Annotated in this window: 5 protein-coding genes; 4 read left to right on the top strand and 1 reads right to left on the bottom strand. The window is 69.7% G+C overall.

Annotation, left to right across the window (positions count from 1 at the left end; all coding sequences use genetic code 11):
* Positions 1-52 precede the first annotated feature (52 nt).
* Positions 53-1,033 (top strand): hypothetical protein, encoded by a 981-nt coding sequence (locus KCH_RS37035; protein WP_157031938.1) that lies wholly within the window; start codon positions 53-55, stop codon positions 1,031-1,033.
* Positions 1,034-1,354: 321 nt separating this feature from the next.
* Positions 1,355-1,588, top strand: coding sequence for a helix-turn-helix domain-containing protein (locus tag KCH_RS44135; protein WP_244305215.1), 234 nt, complete (start codon positions 1,355-1,357; stop codon positions 1,586-1,588).
* 211 nt (positions 1,589-1,799) lie between these two features.
* Here the strand turns inward: KCH_RS44135 and KCH_RS07240 are convergent, their stop codons facing one another.
* The gene (locus KCH_RS07240; RefSeq protein WP_035860388.1) at positions 1,800-2,057 is read right to left on the bottom strand and encodes a hypothetical protein; all 258 of its coding nucleotides are present in this window, start codon (positions 2,055-2,057) and stop codon (positions 1,800-1,802) included.
* A gap of 104 nt (positions 2,058-2,161) precedes the next feature.
* Between KCH_RS07240 and KCH_RS07235 the strand changes: the two genes are divergently transcribed.
* Together KCH_RS07235 and KCH_RS43255 are read left to right on the top strand one after the other, a co-directional pair.
* On the top strand, positions 2,162-2,983 hold the full coding sequence (locus KCH_RS07235; protein ID WP_063750127.1) for a GntR family transcriptional regulator: 822 nt from the start codon (positions 2,162-2,164) through the stop codon (positions 2,981-2,983).
* Positions 2,920-3,125 (top strand): hypothetical protein (locus KCH_RS43255; RefSeq protein ID WP_208865926.1); only part of this gene is annotated, 206 nt, incomplete at its 3' end. The genes KCH_RS07235 and KCH_RS43255, both read left to right, overlap by 64 nt.

Here is a 3,125-nt window from a genome sequence, read left to right as displayed (position 1 = left end):
CAGCCTTCTAGGCTGCCAGTAATAGCAACTGCTAGAAATTACAGGCGGTTTGGTGGCTGACACCCTCTCGCGTACTGCTCGCCTTGAGGCAGTGGATCGGCAGCGATACCTGGAACTGCTGCACGACGGCAACGCCCCAGCTCCCGATGACCCTGCCATCGACGAACGACTTCGCGCCGCCGGCCTCATCGCGCCGAACCCTGATGCCCCCGGCACGATGTTGGCGCTCGAACCCGGCCTTGCGGCTGCCCGCCGCCGGGACACCCTGCTGGCTCAGGCCGGCGCCGCACTGCAGGAAGCGGCGTCGCTTGAGACCGAGTACCGCGATCTCGCCGTCGCGTTCTCCATCGCCGACCCCGACATGGTCGATGGAGCAGTTGAGTACCTGCAAGGCATGGAGCAGATCAACGCTCGAATTGCTGACTTGATCGCCAACGGCACGCAGGAGCTGCTGACGGCTCAACCGACCGGGCCTCGGGTGGCTGAGCGGCTGGCAATCTCGGAGAACCGCGACACTGACGCGATCCGCCGGGGCATGGCGATGCGCACCATCTACCGCACTACTGCCCGATCCGACGCGACGACAGGGGAGTGGGTGGCACACAAGACGGCCCTGGGTGCCCACATCCGCACCCTTGACGAGCCGTTCTCCCGTGCCATCGTGGTCGACCGCTGCCGCGCCGTACTGCCGAACCTGCGGCCGTGGACGGGGGCGGGCCCGGAGCCGCTGCGGGCAATCGTTGTGCACGATGAGGCACTCGCCCGTCATGTGGCTGAAGCCTTCGATCGAGACTGGGACCGTTCGACTCCATGGACGGGTGCCGAAGAGCCCAGGGCGGGGCTCACGGATCTGCAGGTGGCGATCGGTCGGCGCCTCGCGGAGGGAATGCTTCAGCCGGCCATCGCGCGGGATCTCGAGGTGTCCAGCCGCACCGTGACTCACCAGATCGCGCAGATGAAGGTTGCCGCCGGCGTCACGACGTTGTTCCAGTTGGCGATCTGGTGGGAGCGGCGATCAGGCCGTGCAGCCTAGCGGTTGTCACGGAGGCGCTGCGACAACCGCTTCGCGGCATCACGAGCGGCACCGGTGGCAGCGGCGTGCTCGCGAGTGCCGTCGTCGGTCTGGGTGAGAGTGGCAAGCAGCTTGACGGCCTGTTGCAAATCGGTGAGCGTGGCCTGGCGGTCGAACGGCTGCTTGAGTGACCAGCCGGGTTCGTGAGGGGTGTGCTGGGTGCTCAGTGTGTGCTCCGGTGCTCGGTCCCCCCGAGGCGGACGGGCATGCTATCGAACAGATGTACAGAAATGTGCATGGCTGGGTACAGACTTTTGATCATGATCAGGCAACCGTCAAGGGGTGCCGCACGATCCCGATGACCAGCAGTTACAGGCTCGCCGCGAGGTCGGCGCGATCATCCGGCGGCTCAGGTGCGATGCCGGGATGACGCTCGAACAGCTCGGCGCCGCGACCGGGCGCGACCGGCGCACGATCAGTCGCTGGGAGTACGGCACTGCGGCACCTGATCTGGACGATCTGTCAGCGCTGGCGCGAGCACTGGGAGTCGAGGCGTGGCGGCTGCTCTACGGATGACCTCCGCTTCCAGCACGCGCACTCCTGCGCGATGCACTGGCAGTACAGCCGCACGACCTCCCCGTGGACCAGGCCGACCCGCACACCACCCGGGCAGCCCCAGTGCGCGCCGAACTGGCACTCGGCCGAGCGGTAGTCGTCCGGGTCGCGGTGGATGCGGACGACGACCGGGTGCGTCGTGGCGTCCTGGATGCGTCTGGCGAGTGCCGCGTCAGTCGTCATCGTCGTCCCCCGTGTTGTCGGTGCTGGTGATGTCGGCCCAGACGGTGCTGCCGGCCATCTGGTGGAGGTGCCCCCACCGGTCGGCCTGGCGCAGCGCCGCGAGGAGTGCGGGCCAGCCGGGGTGCCCGGGGGCCGGGAGGTCGATGCTGATCCGTGTCCGCCAGGGGTACACCTGGACGGTGGCGACGGTGTCGACGGCTGCCTCGATCGCGGCACGTAAGGCGGACGCGCGCGTGCTGGTCTGCACAGATCTCCCCTATCGGCACGGCGGGACTGTATCGATAGAGTAGGGCCATGCTCGATAGCCTGTCACGTAGGTCACCCCCGAAATGCAGCCGAAAGGATGGCAAAGTGCCCGAGCCCTCCTACCTGCGCGTGGCCGATGCGCTGCGGGCAATCATCAGCGGCGCCGACCCCGGCACCCAGCTCCCCTCCATCACAGCCCTCACCGCCGCACACGACGTCTCCACCGGCGTGGTGCAGCGCGCCTACGCGGTCCTCATCGAGGAGGGACTCGTCCTCGCCCGGCCCGGCGCCGGCTACTATGTGAGGTCCGCAGCCGCGCCCGAGCGCCTGGTGCGCCGTCAACGGGTGCCGCGCGGCGAAGGGTCGCCCACCGCGGTGACGATGGCCCGGCAGGGCGTGGCCGGCTCGTGGCGGTCGGAGACGGCCACCGCCGCCGCGACGGAGACCGTGGCCGCGCGCCTCTGCATCCAGGCGGGGGACCCGGTGATGCACACCAGCTACGTCTACCTGGCTGACGGGCAGCCGTCGTACCTGGCGGAGTCGTGGGAGCCGATGGCCGTCACCGGTGCCACCCTGATCGTGCTGCCCGAGGCCGGCCCGTACGCCGGGATCGGCGTGGCGGACCGGATGGCCGTGATCGGTATCGACGTCGGGGTGCCGGTAGAGCGGGTGACGGCGAGGGCGATGACCCGCCAGGAGGCACACGCGCTGGGCGCCGCGCCGGGCGGGCCCGTGCTCGCGATCGAGCGCACCTACTACGACCAGGCCACTGGCCGCGCGGTGGAGACCGCGGACATCACCCTGCCGGGTGACAGGTGGATCGCGGAGTACGGGCTGCGGCCCGGCGGTTCTACGGTGCCACCATGCCAACCCTCGCCGCACTCGCCGCACGAGCCCGGGCCGTCCTCGGTACCGGGCCAGACCTGATCCGCCTGATCGAGGCCGACGCGATCCGATCCGCTGCTCGGCTGGCGCGCGCCGAGCCGCGGCCGGCTGGGCTGAGCCGGGTGGAGGCGGCGGCGTGGCGGCTGGCCCGGGATCAGATCGCGGCGGCCCTGGAGGCGGAGTC

The sequence above is a fragment of the Kitasatospora cheerisanensis KCTC 2395 genome (genome assembly GCF_000696185.1).
Classification (GTDB): Bacteria; Actinomycetota; Actinomycetes; order Streptomycetales; family Streptomycetaceae; genus Kitasatospora; species Kitasatospora cheerisanensis.
Note: the sequence above shows the minus strand (reverse complement) of the source record. Positions and strands in the feature narration are given on the sequence as shown.